The sequence below is a fragment of the Providencia huaxiensis genome, assembly GCF_002843235.3.
In the GTDB taxonomy this organism is placed as follows: Bacteria; Pseudomonadota; Gammaproteobacteria; order Enterobacterales; family Enterobacteriaceae; genus Providencia; species Providencia huaxiensis.
This window is the reverse complement of the sequence record NZ_CP031123.2, coordinates 1726293-1745320: the sequence shown is the minus strand read 5'-3', so window position 1 is coordinate 1745320 and position 19028 is coordinate 1726293. Positions and strand designations below refer to the sequence as shown.

Genomic DNA, 19028 nt, shown 5'->3' with positions numbered 1-19028 from the left:
TCAATATCTAGAGTCTGCAATGGGCTTAACGTGCTTTATTTTCCGTTTTCTGAGACGTCCCCAGTACTCGATTGCCGACTACCAGCTTGCGATTAAACTGCTTAGGATTCCATGAATAATGAACGGATGATGGTATTTGAGTGCTTTCACCTGAGAGGCTTTGCAGAGATAGGTTGTCCATCTCAAAATCGACCCCTTTCATCTTTAATATCTCACGCATCAGGGCATCGCTTCCCCCTGGGTTAGTAGGCATGGGTCTGCCTGTTAAGCTGTTAATCCTTGCCTTGGTATACAAGCCATAGCCAAGCTTTATTAGCTCACCTTGTTTGACCAAATACCTAAGCGCTCGACCAATTTGATCGTAGCTAGCAAAACCATCAAAGTCTTTCCGCTCAAAAACATAGCGTCTGGAACGCTTTATCTTTTGAACTAGTCACCTATGTTAAATTTCGATATCCTCAGATATATTAAGCGCATCTTCCATTTCGACGCCCAGATAACGAATTGTATTGTCTAACTTAGCGTGTCCAAGCAGTAACTGAACGGCACGAATGTTTTTTGTTCGAGCATAGATTAAAGTCGCCTTAGTTCTTCGCATTGAATGAGTTCCATATAGATAAGGATCATAACCGAGTTGAGACGCCCAGCGGTGAATGATGGTTGAATAGCAGCTATAGCTCATAGGCTTACCCTCCTTACGAGGGCTAGGGAAGATATAATCAGACGCAGATAAACCACTTTGCATCAACCATTGTGTTAATGATTGCGCAGTACGCGAAGTTATTTCGAATTGAACCTCACGTTCCGTTTTACTTTGTTGGTAAAGAACTCTGTTCTGAATGACACCACCTGAAGAAATATCTCGAACTTTCATTCTCAACAGATCACATGACCGTAATTTACAATCGATGGCGATATTCAGTAACGCCAGCTCTTTGATGTTGCCCTCAATTTCTAGTCGAGTTCGAATACGCCAGATATCTTCTAGCTTAAATGGCTTTTTCTGCCCTGTTAAATGACTTTTCTTTGTCCACATAATTGACCTCCAATCTAACTTTAGAAGTGGCCTTATTAATTTTAGTTGGAGAGTGGAAGTGTGAGATTGCATGGGTATGCAGTTGTGTATTTATCAACGATGGGTGTTGATTTATTAGTTGGAGTATTTGATCTAACCAATAAAGGGGCAGAAACAAGTTAGGCGAACGTCTGCTCTGCTCAGTTGAACTAATAATTGCGCCAAGTTATCGTAATGATCCCTTCCTTGAACGTTCATACCTGCCTGTCAGATGAAACCCCGCTACTTTTGAGTCAAATTTTAGCGGCTAAATTAACTCATAGAAAAAATTCATCTCGAACAGATGAAAGCGCCTTAGATACGGTTTGGTGAATTATGTGCTGACCAGTGTACTCTGAAAGTTCTTGAGCTATCTCTTTTTGACTAAGCTTTCTTTGTTTCAAAACTAGCATTCTTTTCTTGTTATCAGTGATCCTCGAATCGACCATTCTTCGAGCTATGTTTCGAATTTTGTCAATATCACCGGAAGAAATCATAGTTCCTTCATTAGTCAGAGAATCCGAAATCTCATGTAAGCGATGGAGCATAGTTGTATCGACTTTTATTTGATTGCCAAATGTTTTGCGTACATAGTTCATATAAGCTTCAGCTTGTTCTGACGTGACCATTTTCCCCTGAAGGTAGAGATAGAAATATTCGTCTATGAGTTCATCACCTGACATAGCATTACGCTTATCTGGTTTGGCTACTTGTCGGCGTAATCTTAATACTTCGGTTTCAAACTGATTTTGAGAGCGTTTTGCTCGTTTATAAGCCGAAGTATTATTTTTCTTTTGTTTATGGAGTGAGCAAAAATTATGGCTTAGAGCCATTAATTTTATATCGTCTAGATCTTTATATTGAATGATATTCTTATCTAATGATTCTATAAATGACGTTAATTCTGTTTTTTCGCCGCAGAACTCACATAAAGTCTGCTTTCTAGTAGTATTAATTTTTACATCAGTTGAGTACTCTTGGAATTTCGGCCGTCTTAGATAACACATCCAAACTAGATTTATTATTGCTTCTAAAGTGGCGATGAATCGTCTATCTGTTTCAGTGCCAGAACTATTGTATTCGATGAAAAATGCTAGATGTCTTTTTATTTCCTTATGGGCTTCTTGAAAACCTAACTCTTTAATCAATAAGCTTAAAGATATCTTTTTGTCTTGTTTTGGAAAGAAATATTGATACTTCTCAGGAAGATTATTAATAAACCTTGAAATGCTATTGTCTAATGATTTGTGAATTAAGTTAATAATATTCCTACGCGTAGAGTACTGAGAATATGGCCCCCATTCCCCCCGGAATCTTTTGATAGCCTGAGATACAAACTCATCACAGCCTTTATCTATGATTAAAAAATTGTATAAGCCTAAGCGCTTTGCTGCATCTTTTTCTGACTCAATACTATCCATATCATTATCCAGTCTCAACATGCGATTTTTATAAAGTTTCACTATAAGAATTTATCTGTTAATTGGCAATAAAAGGAAATGTCTTGTAATGGCATGCTAAGGCTAGCATTCATATTCCACCTTTCTGTCCTGAATCTAAGATTAAACTTTTATCGTGTTTGGCATGATTAAACCTCTTACAGCAAGTAGAGGTATTACCATGCATGAACTAGCACATAAGACACTGATTAATAGAAAAACATTACTGCGTATGGTTCCGCTATCTGATCGAACCATCTATAACCTGGAACAGCGTGGGGAGTTCCCTCGCCGTATTGTTCTGACCAGCCGAAGTGTTGCTTGGGACCTAGCTGAGGTTGAGAACTGGATAGAAGAAAAACGTAGGTCTGCGTTAAAAGCCGCAAGACCTGGTTTTATTTGGTAAGTCTGAGTCCACATGACGATTAAAGATGTAACGGATGTTCAGGCTAAGGGAACCACTCGGCGAAAAAGTGCCTCGGTTACCAGCGGTAAGCTAGAGATCAGCACGAAATATATCGACAACATCATAGCAATCCAGGAGCGCAGTGCTCAGGAGGCGAATGAACTCGGTTTTATCGCTCGGCTTCTGATTCAAGCAACTATACCGCATAGTAAGCCCAAATCGAATGAGTGGAGCCGCAAGAATGGTCATTTCACAATGCACATGATGGCCCCCTCATCTGTAGGTTTGCCTTACGGTTGCTATGCACGTTTGTTGTTGGTTTGGGTCAGTACACAAGCAGTGAGAAATAAGTCAAGACTGGACAGTGGTTTTATCACTGAACAGGAAGCACGCAAGCTTGATCTGGGACATTCTCAAAGACGTTTTATGGAAGAGCTAGGGCTAGGTTCAACTGGAGGCGAAAATGGAACCATTGGTCCTTTTCGAGAACAAATGCGGCGATTATTTAAAACGACGATCAGTGTTAGCTATACAGAGCTAAATGATGAAAGTGGATATATTTGTGAAGATGAAACTGGAGCCAGAGTTGCTGATATTTCCCATATTTGGTGGAGTACGAAGCAACCTGATCAAGATTCACTATGGGAATCTTGGGTGGAACTGTCGCCTAAATTTTTTCAATTGATTACTGATAAACCGGTCCCTCTGGATATGAGAGTGTTGCGGTTGATTAAGCGTTCTCCGATGGCTTTAGACATATATTGTTGGGCGACTTATCGGGTGAGTTACTTAAAGCGAGCCACAATTATTCCGTGGTCAGGTTTGATGGAGCAAATGGGGTCTAATTATGCCAATGTAAAAAGCTTTAAGCAGCGGTTTAAGGATGGACTGAAAAAGGTACAGCAGGCATGGCCAGAGCTAGATGCTATTCCAACCGAAAAAGGGTTGCTTTTGAAGCCTAGTGCTCCTCAAGTACCTCGTCAGACAAAGCGACAGGTTTCACGGGATATTGAAGTGTGATGAAACAGTATGTACGCACCATTCTTGATGTTAGTAAGCCTGGGTGTTTAGAAAGTTATCCACGCATGTTCTGTTTCCCTTTAAAGGGGGGATTTTGCGCATGTTCTGTTTCTGGCTGCGCATGTTTTGTTTCTGAGTGCGCATGTTCTGTTTCTAGAAAGGCTAAAAAGCTTTTTAATAACATGTGGTTGCAGAACCCCCTATAGTCTTTCCTGTAGGTATACCTATATAAAAAAATAAACCTGTAGTTGACCAAACAAATATTGTGGATAACTTTGATCAATAAGTTGCTCAAAAGTGTCAATGAAATCATTTTTGGGGAAGTTATGTATTTTTAACTTTATGAAAATAAAATGTTTTTATTTTTTTCTCCTTGGCGTTTAAACATTTATTGACACTTGAGGGGCAGTCAAACACGAAGGCTTTGAATTTACTCTAGGGCGGACAGTGTTAAGAAAGCGATGTTTGTCTGTGTCGTGATCAAAACTGTCAATGAAATCATTTTTTTGGAAGTTATGTGTTTTTAACTTTATGAAAATAAAATGTTTTTATTTTTTCTCCTTGGCGTCTAAACATTCATTGACACTTGAGGGGCAGTTAAGTACGAAGACTTTGAATTTAGCCTAGAGCGGAAAGTGCTAGGAAAGCTGTGTTTTTCTGTGTCGTGATATTGAGTAAAGCCAATACACATAAATTGCTGTAAGGCCGCTATTTTAGCGCTATTCAGTCGCTATAAGTACGCTGTCATACCGCTATAAGTGTCTGACTTATCAGGTAAACATGGTTTACACAGGAATAAACAGTTAAATGCAGAGAAATGCACAAGGGCATGCATAACTTTCCGTGATAAAACCAAAGTTGAAATGCGGGCAGGATGTGTGAAGTAGGCACACCATGCAAGCATGGCGAAGCCTCTTCACTTTGGACTTATTCGCACCTTCGGAGCTCAACGTTAATCCTGCCCTGCGGGGCCAGAGATAGGAGGCAAAGCATGGGGAACAGCACGAACAAGATCACTCGAAAAAATAGCCCACCGATTAAGGTTTACTGTTTGCCAGAGGAGCGTGAGTTGATCGAATCGCTGTCTGTGCAAGCAGGTCTTAGTACTTCTACTTATCTACGTGAAGTCGGCCAAGGTTATCGCATTCAAGGTATTACCGATGTAGAACAGGTACGCGAACTGGTAAGAGTGAATGGTGACTTAGGGCGTTTGGGTGGTTTGCTTAAGTTATGGCTTAGTAATGATGCCAAGGTAGCGAATGTGGGAGTCAATACAATCTTAGCGGTGCTTAATCGTATTGAAGCGACACAAGATCAAATGAGCTCGCTTATGGAATCCATTCTTCGCCCGAGGGTCGATCAATGATAGTCAAGCACGTACCGATGCGTTCGCAAGGTAAATCTGACTTTGCGGGCTTGGTGAATTACATCACCGATCACCAGAGCAAAGAGCATCGACTTGGTAACGTTCGTTTAAATAACTGTGAAGCGAAAACCGTGCGCGATGCGATCAGCGAAGTGTTAGCAACTCAATTCGCGAACACCCGAGCGAAGAGTGATAAAACCTATCATCTAATCGTGAGCTTCCCAAGTGGCGAACAGTTAGAAGCAAATACCTTGGCCGCGATAGAAGAGCGCATTTGCCAAGGCTTAGGTTATGGAGAACATCAGAGTGTCAGCGCTGTGCACAACGATACGGACAATCAACATATCCATATCGCGATCAATAAAATCCATCCCACGCGAAATACAATCCATGAGCCTTATTACCCACATAAAAAGCTAGCGGAAATGTGCGAGGCCATCGAGCAGGATTTTGGTTTGCAGCCGGATAATCACATACCGCGCAAGCGTGGGGCGGAATCACGTGCGATGGATATGGAGCGACATTCGGGTATTGAAAGCTTAGTGGGGTGGGTGAAGCGCGAATGTATGGACGAGATTAAATCAGCCAATAGCTGGCAGGCGTTGCACCAAGTCATGCAGGACAATGGTTTGCAGTTAAGAACCAGAGGAAATGGTCTAGTGATCGTTGCTGACGGTGAAGCGATCATCAAAGCGAGCACCTTGGGACGTGAGTTTTCTAAATCCAAACTCGAAGCGCGCCTTGGTCCCTTTGAAGCGACTGCATCGGATTCTGTTAAGCCGAGCCGCCAATATACACACCGACCTGTTCGATTGAAGGTGGATACCACCGAGCTATATGCCCGTTATCAATCAGAGCAGAAACGTGCTGCAGCGAGTAAGTCGCAAGCCCTCGAACAGGCCCGCCGTGATAAAGATCGACAGATTGAAAACGCCAAGAGGAAAGGGCGTGGCCGTCGCGCAGCGATTAAGTTAACCGGTAGTAATAAGCTTACTAAGAAGCTTTTGTACAAACAGGCCAGCGATGCATTGAAAAGCGATCTTGAGAGCATTCACAAGCGTTACCAAGAGCAACGGCAAACGATATATCAAAGCAATAAACGCCAAGCCTGGGCGGATTGGTTAAAGAGCCAGGCATTGCAGGGAGATGGTGAAGCCCTCAAAGCGCTACGTAGCCGAGAGGCTGCACAAAAGCTTAAAGGCAATACCCTCAAAGGAGATGCCGTTCAGGCCGAGCTCAAAGCAACGGTCGATACGATTACGAAAAAAGGCACCATTATTTATCGAGTAGGTAACAGCGCTGTGCGTGATGACGGTGAGCGTCTACAAGTGTCGACGGCTTCCAACCAAACCAGTGTCTTAGCTGCGCTAAAGGTAGCAATGGAGCGTTACGGTAATCGTATTACCGTGACTGGTTCGCCTGAGTTCAAGGCGCGAGTAATCAAGGCGACGGTAGATGGCAATCTGTCTATCAAATTTGCCGATCAAGGACTAGAACGCCGTCGTCAGGCATTAATGACCCAGAATAAAAGGGCCAAGCGGTCTGATAAGCCTGGCGTGTTACCGATTGGCAAAGTGCCACCTTCACGCCGTGGCTGGTTGCAGAATCTCTCTCAGCTAGAAGTCTTAGCTATACAGTCAGGCCCTGTAACTGAAAAAGCGGCGGTCATGCCAGTACTAGAGCAGCGTAAAGCTAAGCTCCAAGCTGAGCAGGCAGCTAAAAAGGCGAAACGACAACATAAGAGCCGATCACGTTGATGTGATGGCAAAGGAATCGACGGAAGCCCTAACCGCTTCGGTTGGTAATAACACCGATGTTTAACCCTATTTGGCCGCGCGTTTACGGTGTCGCGCAGGTCGGGCGCCGGGATAGTAAGTGGCGAGCTATCTCTGAAAAGGCCCACATTCACCGCTGGCATACAGGTTGGTGAATGCAACTTTTAGTCATAACCACTAAGAGTAATTAACCATGCTAAAACGAAAAATTTTAGCGGCTAAAATTCCCGTGCTTGCCATCTCCTTGGCGTTAAACCTTTCTAATCCTGTATATGCGGGGATTCCGGTTGCTGATGGTACGAATCTAGTTCAGAACATCATGTCGGCAATGGAAGCTGTTACACAGACTGCTAAACAAATTCAGCAGTATCAAACCCAGTTGCAGCAGTACGAAAATATGCTGCAAAACTCGATGGCCCCGGCTTCTTATATTTGGGACCAGGCGCAGCGCACCATCAACGATCTGAACCAGGCGACCAACACGCTCGCCTATTACCAGAACCAGCTTGGCAGCCTCGATGCTTACTTAGGCAAGTTCCAGGACGTGGCCTATTACCGCAGCTCTCCTTGTTTCTCGGCGGCGGGGTGCAGCGATGCAGAACGGGCCGCAATGACCGAGAACCGACGCCTTGCGTCTGAATCGCAGAAAAAGGCCAACGACGCACTGTTTAGGAGTCTGGAACAGCAGCAAGATAACTTGGAAGCCGATGCCCGTCAGCTTAATCGCCTGCAATCTGGTGCTCAGAGCGCGGACGGCCAATTGGCGGCCATTGGCTACGCTAACCAGCTTGCTAGCAACCAGGCCAACCAGCTCCTGCAAATCCGCAGCCTGCTGATCGCTCAGCAGAATGCTGTTGGCACTCGAATGCAGGCGGATGCTGACCGCGAAGCTCAATATCAAGCGTCCCGTGAAAGGTTGTTTGATATGGGCGAGCCAACCGACCGTTCGGAAAACAAGGGGTTTTAATTATGAAAAATATCACACGAACTTTTATCGTTAGTGCGTTGGTCTCCTTCGTTCTGGTGGGATGCGGTGAAGATGACGGGCCCAAGCCTGCAACGATCGACTGTGACAACCCAAACCTGACGAAAGAGCAGAGGGAAGAAGGGAACTGTCTTTGGGATATGGGCGAACCCACTGATCGCTCCAAGAACAAGGGGTTCTAACCATGAACAAGATATTCATTCGACTTGTGATGCTCCTGGCAGTTTTACTGACTTCGCAAACTGCGTCAGCGGCCATTGATCCTAATGGTGTCTTGGATGAAGTGGCCGTGCGTTTCATGACGGCCAGTGCTACTTGGGGCACGGTAATTACAAACTATGCCGCCTGGCTATTCTGGACGCTGGGTACGATATCCCTTGTTTGGACTGGCGGGACCTTAATCCTTAAACAAGCGGATATAAGGGAGTTTTTTGCCGAGTTCGTCCGCTTCATCCTGACGTTTGGTTTCTTTCTTTGGTTGCTCAGAAACGGCCCAGACTTTGCGACGTCAATCATCGACTCATTGAGAATGATCGGTGCTCAAGCCGGTGGCCTTTCGAGAGACCTAACCCCGTCAGAGCCTATTAGTATTGCGTTCGACATTATTGTGAAAGCTGGTGAGTCCTACAGCATCACAAGCCCGATAGATAACTTGTCTATCTTCTTAATCACGCTGGCAATTTTGGCCTGTATGGCGGTAGTGGCGGCCAATGTGTTGTTGGCCTTGGTGACGGCTTGGATATTGATCTATGCCGGTGTCTTCGTGCTGGGGTTTGGTGGTTCGCGTTGGACTTCAGATATAGCAATCAACTACTTCAAAAGCGTATTGGGCGTTGCTTTGAAGTTGATGACAATGACGTTGCTCATTGGTATTGCCATGTCGATCATGGACGGTTTCTATGCCGATCTATCTAATGATGCCCCTATGCGTGAACTGCTGGTGATCTTTGTCGTTTCACTGGTTCTTGTGATGCTCATTCACTCGGTTCCCAATGTGGTCGCCAGCCTGGTTCCTGGAGGCGGCGCGGCGGCAGGTGCTGGCAGTATCAGTGCCGGAGCGATGGCCGGAGCGGCTGTTGCCACTGGCGGTATGGCTGCCGGTGCAGCAATGGCTACTGCCGGCGGTGCGTCTGCTATTCAGGCTGCATTTGCAAAAGCAGGTGAGAACGTAGCGAACAATACTGACGTTATGTCGAGCCTTGGCGGAGCAATCAGTGGCAGTGGCGATTCTGATGAGGCTGGCTCCTTCTCCCAAGCTTCCGGCCAATCTTCTAGCGGTGGCCAATCCTCTGGTGGTTTTAAAGGTAGCGCTGTAAAAGCGGGGCGTATTGCAGCGGATACCGGTGCGAATTTGATGAAGGGAATGGGGGATATGGCCGGGGATAGAATCAGCGGCACTGCTGGAGGCCGTCTAGCTAGCTCGATCCGAAACAGCACGAAAGATGACGGGGATAGCGATGACCAGGAGGGCGACTGACGACGCTTCCCCTGCATTTGACAACGATAGCTTGGGCGGTGTGGGTACTGGCTGGATGAATCAAACAGGCGGCTTTGATGGCCTATCCAGTGAGGACCAAAAAGAAGCCCGCCAAGCGCACGCAGAATGGCAAGAGCGTGACCCGGAAAAGCACACCTTCGATGTTGAGGACTACGTGTCGTATGCCCAGGAACGCCAGCAGGAGCGCAACGAAGAGGTTGCCAGTTTTGTTAAAAAGAGTCGTATGGCCTAACTAGATAAGGATTACTGATTATGGAGTTTAGCTTTCCACCTCAAAACCTTGCGGAGGTATTTGGTTTCTTCGCAGGGATGTTCATTGTGATGCTGGCCTTCTATTTTTTGGGGCAGTGGCTGCACAGCACCGGACACGGCCCGAAGATGAAAGACATTGCCGACAAAATGGAGGTATTCCAAAACAGGTTGGCCGGACGTGCTTACAAGGACATGACGAGATCGGTCGATCAAATCGACAAAATGAGACGCTGGCCGTTTGGCCGACGCAAGTAGAACGAAAGTACACGGGCCGGTGATGGTGCACCGGCACGAATTTTCACATACCACCTGTCAGAGAGGTGACGCATGGCAATCACACATAATATCGAAGTTCAGCACGCAATTCATCAGGCAGCAATCAAGCTGGCCTCCCTAGAATTCATTGATCAGGAAACCGCTCAGCAGATTTCGTCTGTCGCAGAAGCGGTCGCCAATATGTTTACGATCCTTTACTACCAGGCTGAAACTGGCCGAGCGACGCCGGAGGACTTCGAGCAGGCGTTGGACACTATCCGGCTGGTGACAAGTAACTGAGGCAAAAGCTGATGAACGATAAGGCAAAACGAATACGAGGAAAAGCAGTACATCTATCAAGGTGTACTGCCTGTCCGAGGAAAGAAATTAATTGAGGTGTAGCCAAAGGCGAGCTGGTGTGAGGCACAAAGCCCCATTTCTGCTGGCAACACGTTATTAGAAGTAAAGCATCAAGAACATGAAATTGAATAACCTCATATAGTTATGATATAGTTATAGAGCTCTTTAGCTTAGGACGAATCCGTCTAGTCGGGTGTTTAGCCAGACTCTAATTTATTGAACGGTTTTATGGTTGCGATAGGTTCGCAACCTGATCTCCTCACTCCGTTCGTCAATCAGGTTGCGAACCTATCGCTTCCTCTAGTAAAGAGTTGAGCCCAAAGCCCAAGAGTGTTGCTTTTGGGCTTTTTTATGGGATTAGGTATGACTTTGATAGAGCAGTTAGCATTAGAGCTGAAAAAGAGTGAAGACGAAGTCGGTCGCTTTCTCCAGAGTGCGCCTAAAAGGTATAAAGTCTATACTATTCCAAAGCGTACTTCTGGGCACCGTGTTATAGCTCAGCCTTCTAAAGAGTTGAAAGAGTATCAGCGTAAGTTTCTGGAAATACAACAGTTACCTATCCATGGTTCAGCTATGGCTTATAGGAAAGGTCTGGGTATCAAGCAAAATGCAATTGCTCATAAAAATAATCCTTACCTACTTAAGCTTGATCTCGAAAATTTTTTTAATTCTATCTCTACTAAGCTCTTTTGGGAGGTTTGGAAGTCAATATTGCCTCTTCCCACTAACCAAGACATGCAAACTTTAGACAATTTACTTTTCTGGTCCCCAAGTAAAACAACAGGAGGTGCCCTAGTTCTTAGTATAGGAGCACCAAGCTCTCCACTAATATCTAATTTCTTCATGTATCAATTTGATTGTGTTGTCAGCAATATGTGCGCTGAAAAAGAAATTATTTATACGCGGTATGCTGATGACTTGACATTCTCGACCAAGCACAAGGATTCTCTTTTTGTCGTTCCTAAGCTTGTAAAAGAAAAGCTGGCTGAGTTATTTGGTGGGGCGATAAGAATCAATAGGAAGAAAACTAGGTTTTCATCTAGAGCCCATAATAGACATGTTACAGGTATAACCATTACTAATGATGGCTCTCTTTCCCTAGGAAGAGAGCGCAAAAGATATATCAAACATTTAGTGCACCAAGTTCAATTAAGTAAACTTGATACTGAGGATAGACAACACCTTAGAGGGCTTATTGCTTTTGCAAATCATGTAGAGCCTATGTTTGTTCAATCATTGAAGCGAAAATATACTTCTAAGTTAATTACTCAAATTATTGAGGAATCAAATGGCTAAGTCACAAAAAAATAGAAGCAGAACGGTTAAACACCTCATTCAAAACTCAGATAAAGGTAATTTTCAATCTTCGTATCAGTTGTATCGAAACTACTTTGAAGGTAAGAATGTAGAGCATAAAAATGAGGACTTAGCTTATCAATATTTTAATAAAGTAGAATCTGCGCTTCTTGAAAAGAAACTTGTTTTATCTTCAATGCACCTAACTGATTTTAGAAGGTTTACAGATCTTGATATCTCATTTGATGAAAAAGTTACTGTTCTTATAGGCGCCAACGGCGCTGGCAAAACGAGTGTTGCTGATGCTATTGCGAAGACATTGTCATGGTTGAATAATAATCTGGAAAAAACAGACGTAGTTGGTAGACCTGTTACAGAAAGTGATATCCATGTTGACTCTAAAGAATTCAGTGAAGTAACGACTAAATTTAAATTTGATGATCAGAATACGTTTGATGTAAGTATTGGTAGTACTGTTTTGGGGTATGAGGGGAGTTCTCCTACTGATGTGGTCGATATAAGACAAGTTGCTCATATGTATAAAAGCACTGCCAAAAACCCATCAATACATATCCCACTTTTGGTATTCTATTCAGTTGAACGTTCAGACTTTCCATTATCTTCAACGATTACGGAAACAGCTTCAGGAGACAGTGTCAGCAATAGGTTTTCTGACCTTAAGACCGCTTTGGATGGAAGCGGAAAACTGGAGGATTTTTCTAAGCTTTATATCGAGCTCGTTAATAGGGCAAAAGGTGAAGAGAATAAGGAAGTTCAAGAACTCAAGGTGCAGATCGCAACGTTGCAAGCCACTATTGATGATGTATACGCAGATCAAGCGCCTCCAGAAAATGATGTATTCAATGCCAAGTTAAATGCTAAAAAGCAAGAGTTAGAAAACTTAGTAAAAACTAAATCTTCATTAAAATATCAGCGACATTTAGAGCTAGTCAACCAAGCAATAGAAGCACTTGTTCCAGATGTGAAGAATCTTGAGGTCGACCGCAGTTCAGGAAAAGCCAGACTAATGGTCGATAACTTTGGGAATAGAGTGAATATAGCCCAGCTATCACAAGGTCAGAAAATGTTGGTAGCTCTCTCCGGAGACTTGGCAAGGCGTTTAGTTAAACTAAATCCCGACTCTGACGCCCCTTTACATAGCCATGGAATTGTAGTCATAGATGAAATTGAATTACACCTTCACCCAAAATGGCAACAAGAAATTCTAATAGGTCTTCAAGAGACGTTCCCTAACCTACAGTTCATTGTGACTACTCATAGTCCCCAAGTGCTATCTACTGTAGATAAAGATTGCATTCGTATACTTCGATTTGATGATAGTGGAGTTGCTTTTGTAGACAAACCAAGATTTCAGACCAAAGGTGTGTGCAGCTCTGATGTCTTAGAACAAATTATGCGAACATTTTCTGTACCCCCAGTGTGTGAAGCCAATTGGATTTCTGACTATTCGAGTTTGGTAGCAGAGAACCTTTGGAAGTCGGAGGATGGCATAAAGTTATTCGATAAAATAGTTAAGCATTTCGGCATTGATCATCCTGAGGTTGTGAAAATTAAAGGAAATATTAGAACTCAAGAGTTCAAATTAAAGGCCAGGGCACTAAAAGGAAAGTGATTCTGATGAAGAAATTAGTTCGTGGTGATGCTCCCTTGTGTTTAGCTCAATTTATGCATGGTCGAGATAATTGGTCTGTTATTTCAAACAATGGCTTAACTAACGAAATTTGGGCAAAGCTCCACATCATGCAGCGTGGTTTTTGTGCGTATTGTGAATGTCAGTTACAAGAAGATAATACCAAAAGACATATTGAGCATTTTATTCAAAAGGATCAAAATCCGAGTATGACATTTGACTGGGATAATTTATTTGGTTCATGTAAAAATCCGAATCGTTGCGGGAAGTTCAAAGATGAGGATCCAGAAGCTAAAAAGATAGATCTTACTAAGGTATGCAAACCTGATGTAATGGATCCTAGTGAACTAATACTGTTCCTTAATTCTGGAAAGGTTAGAGCTAAAACAACTCTAACACCGGAAAAAAAAGAGATTGCTGATAACACCATTGCTGTTTTCAATCTTGATGGTGATAGTACACTAGAAAACTCTCGAAAAGCGGCTATTGCGGGAGAAAAAAGTTTGGCAGATAGTTATTGGGAGATGTTGGTTAATGATGATAACGATGAGCTAACTGAACTTTTGGAAACGGAGTTATCTGAAGCATTAGAAAGAATTAAAGCAGTTCAGCATTCAACGGCATTAGAACATTTGTGGGTACATAACGAACAGTTTTAAATGGTTAACCACTCCAACATGAAAAGTCCTAAACGGTTGTCTAAAAAATTATTCTAAAATACACAGCGACAAGTTGGAGAAACAAGGTGGCTAGAGTTACATCGGGACCGCGAATGCTTACTACCGAAGAGAAACAAGAGCTTCGTCGTGATATGCAAGAATCCTCAGCATGGGCCAAAGCCGAACTAAAACGTCGACGAGTTGCAAAAAATCAAAAAAAATCTGCGCATGGTACAGATGATGGTATCGAGAAAGGTAGCATTTCTAACTAGCTGTTATTTGGATGTATTTTTTTCTCATTGATATTCGAGTGGGAATAATCCCCCAATAAGAACCAGCTGGCACTGACTAGCAAAATAACGACTTAAGTCCATGTAAAAATGGGCTTTTTTTTTAGTCTTTAATAGCATTCGATTTAATTAAGCAAATTAGTGAACACTTAAATTTGAAGTGCCGAAAGGATTATTGCTTCCATTTTTTCAGGGGTAGTGAATGGCGCGAAGCGTTTGAGCGGTTTACCATCACGCCCGATCAAGAATTTAGTAAAGTTCCACTTGATTCGCCCACCCATTAGACCTGGTAGCTCGTTTTTCAGGTAACGGAATATCGGGTGAGCTGAGCTTCCATTAACGTCGACTTTTTCGAACATTGGAAAGCTCACTTCGTAGTTAATAAAGCAGGTCTGCGCGATTTCCTCAGCGCCACCGGGTTCTTGTTTGCCAAACTGATTACAGGGGAATCCCAGCACCACAAAGCCCTGAGGAGCATATTTCTTGTAGAGTGATTCTAAGCCGTTGTATTGTGGTGTAAAACCACAATGACTGGCGGTATTAACGACGAGAACAACCTTACCAGCGTAGTCTTTCATAGAGATAAGTTGCCCGCCGAGACTCGTCGCTGCTAATTGATGAAAGGGGGTCATAGTAGGATCCTTAGAGTAGAGCCAATCGACATAAGCCAATATAGCCGCTGATTGTGTGGTAGGCCTGAAATCTTGAGCCGGTTATATTGGCAAATTCTAAAGGTAAAAACAACATACTGGCTGTACCAAAGACGTTAGAAAAAATAGGTATACCATTATAGGAATTTATTTAGGAAAAGGGGGCCTCTATGTATGGGATTAGATACTTTTGTATCTTGCAACTGTTTTATCGAGGGTAAAGCAACAAAACTTCCCGTTCTGAGGGAATAAGCCATGAAGATGATGAGAGATATTTTTATTGTCAAAGCTCACCCGTAAAAAAGCGCCTGTAATTTACAGACGCTTTTGCTTTTCACTCAATTCTAAAATTAGAACTGATACACTAACCCTAAGCCAAGGACATTATCGGTATTGACTTTGTAATGGTCGGTAAAATCATTATCATTTAATAAATTGATTTTATAGTCGATGACAGCACTTAGATTTTTATTGAAATCATATGCAGATCCGACAGCGATATAATTTACTAGTTCTTTATCACCAAAGCTGCCCAAGTTTTTACCTTTGGAATAGTTATAGCCAATTGATGGGGTTAAACCGAAGTCAAAAGAATACAAAGCAACCACTTCAAGGTTCTGAGTTTTATTTGCTACTGACTCCATATTATCATTACCAAAACGGCTCATATTAAGCGTTTGGCCATACATGACTGCGAGATACAGGTCTTCGTATTCAAATTTTCCCCCGACGTTCCAAGCTTCAGCGCGTTTACCAGTCGCACTGCTAGTTGTGGTATCTTTTTGTTTTGGTGTACGGGAAGATGAGGAATAACCACCGCCAAGGGAAATACCATAACCTAATTCATAAGCTGTAGATAAACCAAAACCATCTCCGTTATCGGTTAATTCATCGCCGGATGATAGGTTTTGTTCGCCATTTTTACCCTGATATTGTAGTGCAAAGCTTAAACCATCAATGTAACCAAAGGCATTATTATTGCGATAAGTGAGTAAATTGCGGTTACGGCTTAGCATGTAGTTATCTTCTTGATCCATCGTATCCGCTCCCCAGAGAGGTAATACGTCTGTCCAAGCATTGGTATCATAGATAACTCCATAATTGCGGCCATAATCAAGGGAGCCGTAATCTGCAAATTTTAAGCCTGCATAAGCTAAACGATTGCTATTTTCTTCAGTTGATTCTGATTGGTTAGTTTTAGTTTCCCATTCAAAACGCCCAAAGCCAATGAGCTGGTCGGTGATTTGTGTGTCACCTTTTAGCCCCAATCTGACACGTGAGTCATCACCATCTTCGCCACTACGGCTTTTAGCAATATGATGGCGAACATCGATTTGCCCATACACATCAAGCTTATTACCATCTTTATTGTACATTTCAGCGGAGTTAGCAACATTAGTAGTAAGTAGTGTTGGAATAATGAGTGCGAGTAATTTGTACTTCATAATATAGCCTTATGGATTGAGTGATATTTAGCAACCGGTCCTAATTGATAGTTATTATCATTTAAGCATTTTAATTCGCCAAATAAAAAATGTAACAAAATTAAATATTAGTGAAATATTATGGCTAACTTATTAAATAATAAAAATAATTTAATTTATGGTGATTTCAACCAAATGTTTTATTTTTAGAAAATTAAAATCAATATGATGTAAGAGCTATGTTTATACTTAAGTGGTTTTTTATGCATAAAATATGAATTATTACTTGTTTGAAGTGCTAAGGTTGGTATTATTTGAATACCGATATATATTTTTTTTATATAACTCAGAAACATCAAAATGATTTTGGTAAAAATCATTAGAAATAAGGAATGACACGTGGCTTTTCGTTTGAAGTATCTGGCATTACTCCCTTTATTCGTTGCTGCGACAGCTTGCCAGCAACCAAATAATATTAAAACACCAGTAGAAACCTATGCATCACAAAGCCAACCTGCGGTGGTTAATAACGCATGGATTGAAATATCTCGCGGTGCATTGAATTTTAATATCAAAAAAGTACAAAACCTATTAGGGGATAACTCTTCTCTGTGCGCAGTTTTGAAAGGGGATGCATATGGGCATGACCTTTCTTTAGTTACACCAATAATGATTGAAAATAACGTGCAATGTATTGGGGTAACAAATAATCAAGAGCTTAAAACTGTGAGAGACTTAGGCTTTAAAGGTCGCTTAATGCGAGTGAGAAGTGCGACAGAGCAAGAAATGGCTCAAGCAACACAATATGAGACGGAAGAGTTAATCGGTAATTTAGAAATGGCGCAGCGCTTGAATGCGATTGCGAAAAAGCAAAATAAAGTGATCCCTATCCATCTAGCACTGAACTCGGCAGGTATGTCCCGTAATGGGCTAGACGTCAGTAATGTCTCTGGCTTAGATGAAGCAAAACAGATTGCGGCGTTATCACAATTAAAAATTGTGGGCATTATGTCTCATTATCCAGAAGAGGATGAAGCTCAGATCCGTAAAGACCTTGCGAAATTCAAAAAAGAGTCTCAACAAGTATTGGATGTTACAGGGTTAAAACGTGAAGACATTACATTACATGTGGCGAATACTTATGCAACCATTACTGTACCAGAATCATGGTTGGATATGGTACGTGTAGGCGGCATTTTCTATGGTGATACAGTTGCGACTAATGATTATAAACGTGTAATGACGCTGAAATCGAGTATTGCTTCTGTCAATCATTACCCGAAAGGTAATACGGTAGGTTATGACAGAACCTATATCTTAAAGCGTGACTCAGTATTGGCAAATATTCCTGTCGGTTATGCGGATGGCTATCGCCGTGTATTTAGCAATGCAGGACATGCATTGATTAATGGTCAGACAGTTCCTGTTCTAGGAAAAACATCAATGAATACGGTTATGGTTGATGTTACTGATTTAAAAAACGTTAGCCCAGGAGATGAGGTTGTATTTTTTGGTAAACAAGGCAATGCTGAAATTACTGCCGAAGAGGTTGAAGATATCAGCGGTGCATTATTTACTGAAATGTCAATCTTATGGGGAGCGACCAATAAACGTATCTTAGTTGACTAAACTGATTTTTAACTCAGTATGTTTTAACCCGCAATGAACGCGGGTTTTTTTATCCTAAAAGCCTCTTCGGATTTTATCCAATATATCGCAATATGTTGATAAAATGCTGTTGAGCTGAATGACTATCGAAACTTTTAGGCTGATATGTTAGGTTGATAGAGTCTTTTTTGAGCGGATTGACTCAGAAGGGAAATAAAAGAATTAGAAGGATATCATTTATGTATCAAGTTGATTTACATGCTCATACCATTGCCAGCACCCATGCATATAGCACTGTTAATGAATATTTTGCTGAAGCAGCTAGTCGTGGTGTCAAACTCTTTGCAATTACCGATCACGGTCCTGAAATGCAAGATGCTCCACATGAGTGGCATTTTGGTAATATGCCTATCTTACCCAGAATTGTGGATGGTGTCGGTTTATTGTACGGTATTGAGGCGAATATAAAGAACAAGTTGGGTGAGACAGACTGCAATGAAAAGATCTCTCGCCATTTAGATATTATTTTAGCGGGTTTCCATGAACCAGTTCTTGAGCCTCAAAGTTTAGCTGATAATACCGAAGCCATGATTGCCACGATCCGCAGCGGCAAAGTACAAATAATTACTCACCCAGGTAACCCTAAATACCCTATTGATATCAAAGCAGTAGCACAAGCCGCTAAAGAGTGTAATGTTGCTTTGGAAATGAATAATTCCTCATTTTTGCATTCAAGAGCGGGTAGCCAAAAGAATTGCTTAGAAATTGCTAAGGCAGTTAAAGAGACAGGCGGGTGGGTAGCATTAGGTTCAGACTCCCATTTTGCGGGGTATCTCGGCCGTTTTGATCGCGTGGTTGAAATGTTGGAATCAATTGATTTTCCGCAATCGCAAATTTTAAATGTTTCCCCTCGCCGTGTATTGGACTTTTTAGAGTCCCATGGACGTAAGCCTATCCCTGAATTTGCTGATTTTTAACTGTTATATAAAACTGTAGTCACAGGTACTGTTGATCACAAATATAGTCAGTCTTGAATAGAA

The 19028-nt window shown here is 42.3% G+C and carries 21 protein-coding genes; 16 read left to right on the top strand and 5 right to left on the bottom strand.

All coding sequences use genetic code 11. The features are described from left to right. Positions 1 to 25: 25 nt before the first annotated feature. From CYG50_RS09740 to CYG50_RS09730, 3 genes are all read right to left on the bottom strand, one after another. Entirely contained in the window at positions 26 to 421 is a 396-nt protein-coding gene (locus CYG50_RS09740) for a DUF6088 family protein (RefSeq protein WP_089110956.1), read from the bottom strand. A 21-nt stretch (positions 422 to 442) separates the two neighbouring features. Further along, on the bottom strand, positions 443 to 1036 hold the full coding sequence (locus tag CYG50_RS09735; protein ID WP_102138713.1) for a tyrosine-type recombinase/integrase: 594 nt from the start codon (positions 1034 to 1036) through the stop codon (positions 443 to 445). A gap of 296 nt (positions 1037 to 1332) precedes the next feature. Further along, positions 1333 to 2475 (bottom strand): hypothetical protein, encoded by a 1143-nt coding sequence (locus tag CYG50_RS09730; protein WP_102138712.1) that lies wholly within the window; start codon positions 2473 to 2475, stop codon positions 1333 to 1335. A 199-nt stretch (positions 2476 to 2674) separates the two neighbouring features. Here CYG50_RS09730 and CYG50_RS09725 point away from each other — a divergent pair, with 199 nt between their 5' ends. The 14 genes from CYG50_RS09725 to CYG50_RS22915 all read left to right on the top strand — a co-directional run bounded on the left by CYG50_RS09725 (position 2675) and on the right by CYG50_RS22915 (position 14288). After that, a complete protein-coding gene (locus CYG50_RS09725; RefSeq protein WP_102138711.1) occupies positions 2675 to 2899 on the top strand; it encodes a helix-turn-helix transcriptional regulator in 225 nt (74 codons plus the stop codon). A gap of 12 nt (positions 2900 to 2911) precedes the next feature. Further along, a complete protein-coding gene (locus CYG50_RS09720; RefSeq protein ID WP_102138710.1) occupies positions 2912 to 3919 on the top strand; it encodes a replication protein RepA in 1008 nt (335 codons plus the stop codon). Between the two features lie 991 nt (positions 3920 to 4910). Next, positions 4911 to 5285 carry a conjugal transfer transcriptional regulator TraJ gene (gene traJ / locus CYG50_RS09715; protein ID WP_102138709.1) on the top strand — a complete coding sequence of 125 codons (375 nt, stop codon included), beginning with the start codon at positions 4911 to 4913 and terminating at the stop codon, positions 5283 to 5285. Next, positions 5282 to 7042 carry a TraI/MobA(P) family conjugative relaxase gene (traI, locus tag CYG50_RS09710; RefSeq protein ID WP_102138708.1) on the top strand — a complete coding sequence of 587 codons (1761 nt, stop codon included), beginning with the start codon at positions 5282 to 5284 and terminating at the stop codon, positions 7040 to 7042. The genes traJ and traI overlap by 4 nt, the downstream gene beginning before the upstream one ends. A 211-nt stretch (positions 7043 to 7253) precedes the next feature. After that, a complete protein-coding gene (trbJ, locus tag CYG50_RS09705; protein ID WP_102138707.1) occupies positions 7254 to 8027 on the top strand; it encodes a P-type conjugative transfer protein TrbJ in 774 nt (257 codons plus the stop codon). Positions 8028 to 8029: 2 nt separating this feature from the next. Beyond that, positions 8030 to 8227: a hypothetical protein gene (locus CYG50_RS09700; protein ID WP_102138706.1), complete on the top strand. Its 198-nt coding sequence runs from the start codon at positions 8030 to 8032 to the stop codon at positions 8225 to 8227. A 2-nt stretch (positions 8228 to 8229) separates the two neighbouring features. Continuing rightward, positions 8230 to 9522: a P-type conjugative transfer protein TrbL gene (gene trbL, locus CYG50_RS09695; RefSeq protein WP_102138705.1), complete on the top strand. Its 1293-nt coding sequence runs from the start codon at positions 8230 to 8232 to the stop codon at positions 9520 to 9522. 55 nt (positions 9523 to 9577) lie between these two features. Beyond that, positions 9578 to 9775, top strand: coding sequence for a conjugal transfer protein TrbL (locus CYG50_RS23050; protein WP_231619285.1), 198 nt, complete (start codon positions 9578 to 9580; stop codon positions 9773 to 9775). 20 nt (positions 9776 to 9795) lie between these two features. Continuing rightward, positions 9796 to 10050 carry a hypothetical protein gene (locus CYG50_RS09685; RefSeq protein ID WP_102138703.1) on the top strand — a complete coding sequence of 85 codons (255 nt, stop codon included), beginning with the start codon at positions 9796 to 9798 and terminating at the stop codon, positions 10048 to 10050. Positions 10051 to 10122: 72 nt separating this feature from the next. Next, the gene (locus CYG50_RS09680) at positions 10123 to 10350 is read left to right on the top strand and encodes a type I toxin-antitoxin system ptaRNA1 family toxin (protein WP_102138702.1); all 228 of its coding nucleotides are present in this window, start codon (positions 10123 to 10125) and stop codon (positions 10348 to 10350) included. 423 nt (positions 10351 to 10773) lie between these two features. Further along, on the top strand, positions 10774 to 11706 hold the full coding sequence (locus CYG50_RS09675; protein WP_102138701.1) for a retron St85 family RNA-directed DNA polymerase: 933 nt from the start codon (positions 10774 to 10776) through the stop codon (positions 11704 to 11706). Then, positions 11699 to 13339 (top strand): retron Ec78 anti-phage system effector ATPase PtuA, encoded by a 1641-nt coding sequence (gene ptuA, locus CYG50_RS09670; RefSeq protein ID WP_102138700.1) that lies wholly within the window; start codon positions 11699 to 11701, stop codon positions 13337 to 13339. Before CYG50_RS09675 ends, ptuA begins: the two co-directional genes overlap by 8 nt. A gap of 5 nt (positions 13340 to 13344) precedes the next feature. Further along, positions 13345 to 14016: a retron Ec78 anti-phage system effector HNH endonuclease PtuB gene (gene ptuB, locus CYG50_RS09665; RefSeq protein WP_102138699.1), complete on the top strand. Its 672-nt coding sequence runs from the start codon at positions 13345 to 13347 to the stop codon at positions 14014 to 14016. Between the two features lie 113 nt (positions 14017 to 14129). Next, positions 14130 to 14288, top strand: coding sequence for a hypothetical protein (locus CYG50_RS22915; RefSeq protein WP_168222842.1), 159 nt, complete (start codon positions 14130 to 14132; stop codon positions 14286 to 14288). A 167-nt stretch (positions 14289 to 14455) separates the two neighbouring features. Here CYG50_RS22915 and CYG50_RS09660 read toward each other — a convergent pair whose 3' ends face one another. Together CYG50_RS09660 and CYG50_RS09655 are read right to left on the bottom strand one after the other, a co-directional pair. Beyond that, entirely contained in the window at positions 14456 to 14938 is a 483-nt protein-coding gene (locus CYG50_RS09660) for a glutathione peroxidase (RefSeq protein WP_102138698.1), read from the bottom strand. Between the two features lie 368 nt (positions 14939 to 15306). After that, entirely contained in the window at positions 15307 to 16401 is a 1095-nt protein-coding gene (locus CYG50_RS09655; protein ID WP_102138697.1) for a porin, read from the bottom strand. A 378-nt stretch (positions 16402 to 16779) separates the two neighbouring features. Between CYG50_RS09655 and alr the strand changes: the two genes are divergently transcribed. After that, positions 16780 to 18009, top strand: coding sequence for an alanine racemase (gene alr, locus CYG50_RS09650; RefSeq protein ID WP_102138696.1), 1230 nt, complete (start codon positions 16780 to 16782; stop codon positions 18007 to 18009). 218 nt (positions 18010 to 18227) lie between these two features. Next, the gene (locus tag CYG50_RS09645; protein WP_102138695.1) at positions 18228 to 18965 is read left to right on the top strand and encodes a phosphatase; all 738 of its coding nucleotides are present in this window, start codon (positions 18228 to 18230) and stop codon (positions 18963 to 18965) included. Positions 18966 to 19028 lie beyond the last annotated feature (63 nt).

What these genes read in the sequence shown, in the direction of transcription:
- trbJ (WP_102138707.1), top strand. Translation starts at nt 7,254, where the DNA reads ATGCTAAAACGAAAAATTTTAGCGGCTAAAATTCCCGTGCTTGCCATC.
- CYG50_RS09675 (WP_102138701.1), top strand. Translation starts at nt 10,774, where the DNA reads ATGACTTTGATAGAGCAGTTAGCATTAGAGCTGAAAAAGAGTGAAGAC.
- CYG50_RS09660 (WP_102138698.1), bottom strand. Translation starts at nt 14,938, where the DNA reads ATGACCCCCTTTCATCAATTAGCAGCGACGAGTCTCGGCGGGCAACTT.
- CYG50_RS09720 (WP_102138710.1), top strand. Translation starts at nt 2,912, where the DNA reads ATGACGATTAAAGATGTAACGGATGTTCAGGCTAAGGGAACCACTCGG.
- ptuB (WP_102138699.1), top strand. Translation starts at nt 13,345, where the DNA reads ATGAAGAAATTAGTTCGTGGTGATGCTCCCTTGTGTTTAGCTCAATTT.
- ptuA (WP_102138700.1), top strand. Translation starts at nt 11,699, where the DNA reads ATGGCTAAGTCACAAAAAAATAGAAGCAGAACGGTTAAACACCTCATT.
- CYG50_RS09685 (WP_102138703.1), top strand. Translation starts at nt 9,796, where the DNA reads ATGGAGTTTAGCTTTCCACCTCAAAACCTTGCGGAGGTATTTGGTTTC.
- CYG50_RS09725 (WP_102138711.1), top strand. Translation starts at nt 2,675, where the DNA reads ATGCATGAACTAGCACATAAGACACTGATTAATAGAAAAACATTACTG.
- CYG50_RS09645 (WP_102138695.1), top strand. Translation starts at nt 18,228, where the DNA reads ATGTATCAAGTTGATTTACATGCTCATACCATTGCCAGCACCCATGCA.
- CYG50_RS09700 (WP_102138706.1), top strand. Translation starts at nt 8,030, where the DNA reads ATGAAAAATATCACACGAACTTTTATCGTTAGTGCGTTGGTCTCCTTC.
- CYG50_RS23050 (WP_231619285.1), top strand. Translation starts at nt 9,578, where the DNA reads ATGAATCAAACAGGCGGCTTTGATGGCCTATCCAGTGAGGACCAAAAA.
- CYG50_RS09680 (WP_102138702.1), top strand. Translation starts at nt 10,123, where the DNA reads ATGGCAATCACACATAATATCGAAGTTCAGCACGCAATTCATCAGGCA.
- traI (WP_102138708.1), top strand. Translation starts at nt 5,282, where the DNA reads ATGATAGTCAAGCACGTACCGATGCGTTCGCAAGGTAAATCTGACTTT.
- trbL (WP_102138705.1), top strand. Translation starts at nt 8,230, where the DNA reads ATGAACAAGATATTCATTCGACTTGTGATGCTCCTGGCAGTTTTACTG.
- CYG50_RS09735 (WP_102138713.1), bottom strand. Translation starts at nt 1,036, where the DNA reads ATGTGGACAAAGAAAAGTCATTTAACAGGGCAGAAAAAGCCATTTAAG.
- CYG50_RS22915 (WP_168222842.1), top strand. Translation starts at nt 14,130, where the DNA reads ATGCTTACTACCGAAGAGAAACAAGAGCTTCGTCGTGATATGCAAGAA.
- traJ (WP_102138709.1), top strand. Translation starts at nt 4,911, where the DNA reads ATGGGGAACAGCACGAACAAGATCACTCGAAAAAATAGCCCACCGATT.
- CYG50_RS09655 (WP_102138697.1), bottom strand. Translation starts at nt 16,401, where the DNA reads ATGAAGTACAAATTACTCGCACTCATTATTCCAACACTACTTACTACT.
- CYG50_RS09730 (WP_102138712.1), bottom strand. Translation starts at nt 2,475, where the DNA reads ATGGATAGTATTGAGTCAGAAAAAGATGCAGCAAAGCGCTTAGGCTTA.